This is a genomic window from Pseudomonas sp. RA_15y_Pfl1_P11 (assembly GCF_963970975.1).
In the GTDB taxonomy this organism is placed as follows: Bacteria; Pseudomonadota; Gammaproteobacteria; order Pseudomonadales; family Pseudomonadaceae; genus Aquipseudomonas; species Aquipseudomonas tritici.
The window spans coordinates 19733-27108 of record NZ_CAXAOY010000033.1 but is presented as its reverse complement, the minus strand read 5'-3'; the positions used below and the strand labels follow the sequence as shown (position 1 = coordinate 27108).

Sequence of the window (7376 nt, the reverse complement as noted above, 5' to 3'; positions counted from 1 at the left end):
ACCAGGAGCTGCATCTGGTGCCGGAAATGACCGTGGCCGAGAACCTGTTCCTCGGGCATTTGCCGTCGCGTTTTGGGGTGGTCAATCGGGCGCGGCTGCGCAAGCAGGCGTTGGCTTGCCTCAAGGGCCTGGCGGATGAAATCGACCCGGATGAAAAGCTCGGCCGCCTGTCCCTGGGGCAGCGCCAACTGGTGGAAATCGCCAAGGCGTTGTCCCGTGGTGCGCATGTGATCGCGTTTGATGAACCCACCAGCAGCCTGTCGGCGCGGGAGATCGACCGCTTGATGGCGATCATCACGCGCCTGCGCGATGAGGGCAAAGTGGTGCTCTACGTGTCGCACCGCATGGAAGAAGTGTTCCGCATCTGCAACGCGGTCACGGTGTTCAAGGACGGCCGCTACGTGCGCACCTTCGAGGACATGAGCGCGCTGACCCACGACCAGTTGGTGACCTGTATGGTCGGGCGCGATATCCAGGACATTTACGACTACCGCCCACGTGAGCACGGCGAGGTCGCGCTCAAGGTCGATGGCCTGCTCGGTCCCGGCCTGCGTGAGCCGATCAGTTTCAACGTGCGCAAGGGCGAGATTCTCGGCTTGTTCGGGTTGGTGGGGGCTGGGCGTACCGAGTTGTTCCGCCTGCTCAGCGGATTAACGCGTACGACCGCAGGGCAGCTGGAACTGTGCGGCGAAAAACTGCAACTGCGCTCACCGCGCGATGCCATCGCCGCGGGCGTGCTGCTGTGCCCGGAAGACCGCAAGAAGGAAGGCATCATTGCGCTGTCCAGCGTTGCCGAGAACATCAATATCAGCGCACGCAGCACGCACTCCCGTTTCGGCTGGCTGTTGCGTGAGGGGTGGGAGAAGGGCAACGCCGACCAGCAAATCAAGGCAATGAAAGTCAAAACGCCTAACGCCGAACAGAAAATCATGTACCTGTCCGGTGGCAATCAGCAGAAGGCCATTCTCGGCCGCTGGCTGTCGATGCCGATGAAAGTGCTGCTGCTGGATGAGCCGACTCGGGGTATTGATATCGGCGCCAAGTCGGAGATCTACCAGATCATCCATAACCTCGCGGCCAGCGGCATCGCGGTGATTGTGGTGTCCAGCGACCTGATGGAAGTGATGGGTATCTCCGACCGCATCCTGGCGATGAGCGAAGGCGCCCTGACCGGCGAGGTGGTCCGCGATCAGGCGGATGAAGCACGGCTGTTGCAACTGGCTCTCCCGCGTTCGCGGGCTTGAAGAATTCGAGGTGAATGATGTCTGAGGTAAAAACTGCAAAGGGCTTCTGGCCGGGTTTCAACCAGCGCAAGTTCCTGGACGATTGGGTGATGCTGTTGGCGGCACTCGGCATCTTTGTGCTCAGCGCGCTGTTTATCGACAACTTCCTTTCTCCACTGAATATGCGCGGGCTGGGCCTGGCTATTTCTACGGTGGGCATTGCGGCGTGCACCATGCTGTTCTGCCTGGCGTCGGGGCATTTCGACTTGTCGGTGGGCTCGGTGATCGCCTGCGCCGGCGTCGTCGCGGGCATTGTGATTCGTGACACCGACAGCGTGCTCCTTGGCGTATCGGCGGCCTTGGCCATGGGCCTGGTGGTAGGGCTGATCAACGGCATCGTCATCGCCAAGCTGCGCATCAACGCGTTGATCGCGACGTTGGCGACCATGCAGATCGTGCGTGGGCTGGCGTACATCTTCTCCAACGGCAAGGCGGTTGGCGTGATGAACGAAGACTTCTTCGTCTTTGGCAGCGGCCAGCTGTTGGGTGTGCCGGTGCCGATCATCATCACCGTGCTGTGCTTTATATTCTTCGGCTGGCTGCTCAACTACACCACCTACGGGCGCAACACCATAGCCATCGGCGGTAACCAGGAAGCCGCGTTGCTGGCCGGGGTGAACGTTGACCGGACCAAGATCATCATCTTTGCCGTGCATGGTTTGATTGGCGCCTTGGCCGGGGTGATTCTTGCGTCGCGCATGACCTCTGGCCAGCCAATGATTGGCCAGGGTTTTGAGCTGACGGTGATTTCGGCTTGCGTGCTGGGTGGGGTGTCGTTGAGCGGCGGCATCGGCATGATCCGCCATGTGATTGCGGGTGTGCTGATCTTAGCGATCATCGAGAATGCGATGAACCTGAAGAACATCGACACGTTTTACCAGTACGTGATCAGGGGTTCGATCCTGTTGCTGGCCGTCATCATCGACCGCATGAAGCAACGCTAACGTCACAGTCTAAAAGACGCTGGAAATCTAATGTGGGAGCGAGCAAGTCGAACCGCCGCTCCCACATTTGGATCTCCACAGTATTGAGGTTCAGCTTTTGCCATAATGGCGCCGTTTTCGTACTTCCCAATAGGCCCGATATGCAGGAAAACGCCCACACCCCCGCCAAAGACACCGCCCCCACCGGTACCCAGACCCTGCTGCGTGGCCTGGGCGTGGTACAGGCAGTGGCGGCCGGTGCGCGGGATCTGAAAGAGATCGCCCGGCGCATCGGCACCACCCGCAGCACCACCCACCGCCTGGCCAGTTGCCTGGTGGACGAGCGTTACCTGCGCGTGGTGCCCCAGGTTGGTTACCTGCTGGGGCCGAAGTTGATCGAACTGGGTTTTCAAGCGCGGGAAGAGTTGCCATTGGTGACCCTGGCCATCCCGTATCTGGACGAGCTGTCGGCCCTGACCGGTGACACCATTCACCTGGCTATTCGCGAATACGACGACGTGCTTTACCTGCACAAGAACCCTGGCCGCTACGGCCCGGAAATGCGTTCGCGAGTCGGTCATCGCATGCCGCTGGCACGGACCGGGGTTGGCAAGGCGATGTTGCTGGATGACTCGGCTGAGGAATGGCGGCGTCTCTACGAAGCCAGCTTGCCGGAGGGTGGCAAGAACCTGCAATGGCCGCAGCACCCGGAGCAATCCTGGGCGCAGTTCGAGCAGCGCATGCGTGAATACGTGGTGGGCGGTTATGCGTTCGACCTGGAAGACAACGAACCGTCGATCCGTTGCGTGGCCGCACCGGTGCGCGATGCCAGCCGGCGAATCGTCGCCGGCATCAGCATCGCCAGTACCGTGCCCTACATGCCGCTGGAAAAAATGGCCGAGCTGATTCCTGTGATCAAACAGGTCGCAGCGCGCCTCTCCGCGGAATTGGGCGCAAGAACCTGACCCCGCCGTAGCAGCTGTCGAGCCTTGGCGAGGCTGCGTTCGCGGTGTACCTGACACGCCGCAGACGCAGCCTCGCCAAGGCTCGACAGCTGCTACGGGCGAGCGTCGCTTGGTTAGACCTTCAAGGTCGCCATGTCGATGACAAAGCGGTACTTCACATCGCCCGCGATCATGCGGCTGTAGGCTTCGTTGATATTGCGGATATCGAGCATCTCGATGTCACAGCTGATGCCGTGCTCGGCGCAGAAATCCAGGACTTCCTGGGTTTCGGCAATGCCACCGATCAACGAACCCGCCAGCACTTTGCGGCCCATGATCAGCTTGGCGGCGTTGACCGGCGGGTCGATCGGTTCGATCAAGCCGACCAGGATGTGCACGCCGTCAAAGCGCAATACGTCGAGGTAGGGGTTGAGGTCGTGTTGCACCGGGATGGTGTCCAGCAGGAAGTCGAAGTGCCCGGCGGCGGCTTTCATCTGCTCGGCGTCGGTGGACACGATCACGTGATCGGCGCCCTGGCGACGACCTTCTTCGGCCTTGCTCGCGGAGCGGGTGAACAAGGTCACTTGCGCGCCAATCGCCTTGGCCAGCTTGATGCCCATATGGCCCAGGCCGCCCATGCCCAATACGCCCACTTTATCGCCGGCCTTGATGCCGTAGTGCTTGATCGGCGAGTACATGGTGACGCCGGCGCACAGGATCGGCGCGGCGCTGGCCAAGTCGAGCTTGGCTGGGATCTTCACCACGAAGTGCTCGCTGACCACGATGCTGTCCGAGTAGCCGCCCATGGTGTTGCTGCCGTCGACGCGGTCCGGGGTGGCGTAGGTCATGGTTGGACCTTCGAGGCAGTATTGCTCCAGGTCGGCTTTGCACGCGTCGCAGTGACGGCACGAATCGACCATGCAGCCCACGCCCACCAAGTCGCCGACCTTATGCGCGGTCACGTTGGCGCCGACGGCGGTGACCTTGCCGACAATCTCGTGGCCCGGCATCAGCGGGTACACGGCGATGCCCCATTCGTTGCGCGCCTGGTGGATATCGGAGTGACAAACGCCGCAGTACAGGGTCTCGATAGCCACGTCATCCACGCGCGGGCTGCGACGCTGGAAGGACATGGGGGCGAGGGGAGTGGTGGCCGACTGGGCGGCGTAACCGATGGCGGTGTACATGGGGGAACCTCGCAAAAGCAATCACAGGAGAGGCCGCGCATTTTCCGCGCCGAGCCTTGATGCGGCCATGGCGATTGCTCCGAGTCTCATGCCTATTTGTCCGGGAGTGCCCCCTGATTGGATTTTTGTGTCGCCAGACCTGCGATGATGTTCTCATCCCTTTTTCGCGAAGTTTTTGCCATGTTGTTGACTCGCTATCTCGACGCCAACGCCACGCTGGTTTCCCTGATTGAAGGCCTCACGCCGCGTGACGGTTTTTCTCCCACCCACCTGCCCGGCGTGCAGGTGCTGCGCGCCAGTTGCGACGTGGCGCGCGGGCCGCAGATCTATGAGCCGAGCCTGATGTTTGTGGCTCAGGGCAGCAAGGTCGCCTACCTGGGCCCGCGTACGCTGGAGTATGGCGCCGGGCATTACCTGATTCAGGCGATGCCGGTGCCGTTCGAGTGCGAGACATTTGCCATGGCGCCGGATGCACCGCTTTTGGGTGTGACGGTGGGGATCGATCGTGTGGTGCTGGGCGAACTGGTGATGGCCATGGGCGTTCAGGCCGGGCCGCCGCCGACGGCGCAGACGCTGGAGTCGATGAGTTCGGTGGTGCTCGATGATGCCATGCGCGGGTGTGTCGAACGGCTGTTGCAATGCCTGCACGATCCGCTGGAAAGCCGGATCATGGGCCCGGCGCGGGTGCGCGAGTTATTGTTCACCGCGTTGCGCGGGCCGCAGGCCGATGTGCTGCGTGCGCTGGTCGAACAGCAAGGGCAGTTCTCGCGAATTGCCACGTCACTGAATCACCTGCATGCGCATTACGCCGAGCCGCTGAACATCGAGACGCTGGCGGGCTATGCGCACATGAGCGCGTCGACTTTTCATGAGCACTTCAAGCGCTGCACGCTGTTGTCGCCGGTGCAATATCTGAAGCGTTTGCGCTTGCTCAAGTCCCAGCAGTTACTGCTGGTGGAGGGGATGGGTGTGGCGCAGGCGGCGCACAGCGTGGGGTATCAGAGTACATCGCAGTTCAGCCGGGAATATAAGCGCTACTTCGAGCGTAATCCCGGGGAAGAGCGGGCCGCATAAATCTTATTGATTCAACCCGGTCAGTATGGGAGCAGGCAAGCCAGCTTCCACATTTTGACCGAGTCGAGCACAAAAAAGGCCCTCGCACTGAGGGCCTCGTTGTTCAAGCAGCTGACTTACATGTTCGGATAAGTCGGCCCACCCGCGCCTTCCGGCGTCACCCAGGTAATGTTCTGCGAAGGGTCTTTGATGTCACAGGTCTTGCAGTGCACACAGTTCTGGGCGTTGATCTGGAAGCGCTTCTCGCCGTCTTCCTGGGTGATCACCTCATACACACCCGCCGGGCAGTAGCGCTGCGCCGGTTCATCGTAGAGCGGCAGGTTGGTGCCGATCGGGATGCTCGGGTCTTTCAACTTCAAGTGGCACGGCTGCTCTTCTTCATGGTTGGTACCGGAGATGAACACCGAGCTCAGTTTGTCGAAGCTCAGCTTGCCGTCAGGTTTCGGATAGTTGATCCGGGTGCTGTCCTTGGCCAGCTTGAGGCAGGCGTAGTCCGGCTTGGTGTCGTGCAGGGTGAACGGCATTTTGCCGCCAAGGATGTTCTGGTCGAACCAGTTGAAGCCCGCGCCGATGATCGGGCCGAACTTGTGCATCGCCGGGCCGAAGTTACGGCTGGCGAACAGTTCCTCATAAAGCCAGCTGGACTTGAAGTTGTCGACGTAAGCGGTCAGTTCATCACCGCCTTCGGACTCTGCAAACAGGCGGTCGGCCACGGCGTCGGCGGCGAGCATGCCGGACTTCATCGCGGTGTGGCTGCCTTTGATCTTAGCCACGTTCATGGTGCCCAGGTCGCAACCGATCAGTGCGCCGCCCTTGAAGATCATCTTCGGCAGCGAATTGATGCCGCCTTTGGCCAAGGCGCGTGCGCCGTAGCTGATGCGCTTGCCACCTTCCAGGTACTGGGCAAGCACCGGGTGATGCTTGAGGCGCTGGAACTCATCGAACGGCGACAGAAAGGTATTGCTGTAAGACAGGTCGACAATCAGGCCTACAACCACCTGGTTGTTTTCCAGGTGATACAGGAACGAGCCACCGGTGTTCTCGTTGCCCATGATGTCCAGCGGCCAGCCGGCGGTGTGCACCACCAGGCCTGGTTGATGCTTGGCCGGGTCGATCTCCCAGATTTCCTTCAGGCCGATGCCGTAGTGCTGGGCGTCGGCATCGCTGGCCAGGTTGAAACGTTCGATGAGTTGCTTGCCGATGTGGCCACGGCAGCCTTCGGCGAACAGCGTGTATTTGCCACGCAGTTCCATACCCGGGGTGTATACGCCTTCTTTTGGATTGCCTTCGCGGTCGACGCCGAGGTCACCGGTGATAATCCCGCGCACCACGCCGTTTTCGTCGAACAGCGCTTCCTGTGCTGCAAAGCCTGGGTAGACTTCCACGCCCAGGTTCTCGGCCTGCTGGGCCAGCCAGCGGCACAGGTTGCCCAGGGAGATGATGTAGTTGCCTTCGTTGTGCATGGTCTTGGGCACAAAAAAGTCAGGCACCTTGGTGGAAGCGTCCGGGCTGCGCAGTACATAAATGTCATCGCGAACCACGGGGGTGTTGAGCGGGGCACCGAGTGCTTTCCAGTCCGGGAACAGTTCGTTCAGGGCGCGTGGTTCAAACACGGCACCGGAGAGGATGTGTGCGCCGACTTCGGAGCCTTTTTCAACCACGCAGACGCTGATTTCCTTACCGGCTTCGGCGGCCTTCTGCTTCAGTCGGCAGGCGGCAGACAGACCCGCCGGGCCAGCGCCGACGATGACCACGTCGAATTCCATGTATTCGCGTTCCACAGGCTATCTCCTACTCAAGGCTCAACAGGCTTTTTTTCTAATGGGTGGAGGTTCGGTGTCGTCAGGCGCGGGGGCCGGACCCACCTTTCTCTCTAGGTGGCGCATTATATATAGACCACTGATAGCGTCCAATACAAACGTTTGTTTGAATTGCCCGCAGGCTAGGTAAATCAAAGAGGCGCGG

At 60.8% G+C, this 7376-nt stretch carries 6 protein-coding genes; 4 read left to right on the top strand and 2 right to left on the bottom strand.

The annotated features are described in order from the left end of the window. From AACY44_RS26955 to AACY44_RS26945, 3 genes are all read left to right on the top strand, one after another. On the top strand, positions 1 to 1244 hold a 1244-nt coding region (locus AACY44_RS26955; protein WP_339531460.1), incomplete at its 5' end, for an ATP-binding cassette domain-containing protein. Positions 1245 to 1261: 17 nt separating this feature from the next. Then, positions 1262 to 2227: an L-arabinose ABC transporter permease AraH gene (gene araH / locus AACY44_RS26950; RefSeq protein WP_339531459.1), complete on the top strand. Its 966-nt coding sequence runs from the start codon at positions 1262 to 1264 to the stop codon at positions 2225 to 2227. Between the two features lie 140 nt (positions 2228 to 2367). Beyond that, positions 2368 to 3171 (top strand): IclR family transcriptional regulator, encoded by an 804-nt coding sequence (locus tag AACY44_RS26945; RefSeq protein WP_339436497.1) that lies wholly within the window; start codon positions 2368 to 2370, stop codon positions 3169 to 3171. A gap of 113 nt (positions 3172 to 3284) precedes the next feature. Here AACY44_RS26945 and AACY44_RS26940 read toward each other — a convergent pair whose 3' ends face one another. Next, a complete protein-coding gene (locus AACY44_RS26940; protein ID WP_339531457.1) occupies positions 3285 to 4337 on the bottom strand; it encodes an NAD(P)-dependent alcohol dehydrogenase in 1053 nt (350 codons plus the stop codon). A 180-nt stretch (positions 4338 to 4517) separates the two neighbouring features. On the opposite strand from AACY44_RS26940, the gene AACY44_RS26935 reads away from it, so the two are divergent. Next, positions 4518 to 5411, top strand: a complete 894-nt coding sequence (locus tag AACY44_RS26935) for an AraC family transcriptional regulator (protein WP_339418881.1) — start codon at positions 4518 to 4520, stop codon at positions 5409 to 5411. A gap of 116 nt (positions 5412 to 5527) precedes the next feature. Here AACY44_RS26935 and AACY44_RS26930 read toward each other — a convergent pair whose 3' ends face one another. Then, positions 5528 to 7192: an electron transfer flavoprotein-ubiquinone oxidoreductase gene (locus AACY44_RS26930; protein ID WP_339418880.1), complete on the bottom strand. Its 1665-nt coding sequence runs from the start codon at positions 7190 to 7192 to the stop codon at positions 5528 to 5530. Between the last annotated feature and the right edge of the window lie 184 nt (positions 7193 to 7376).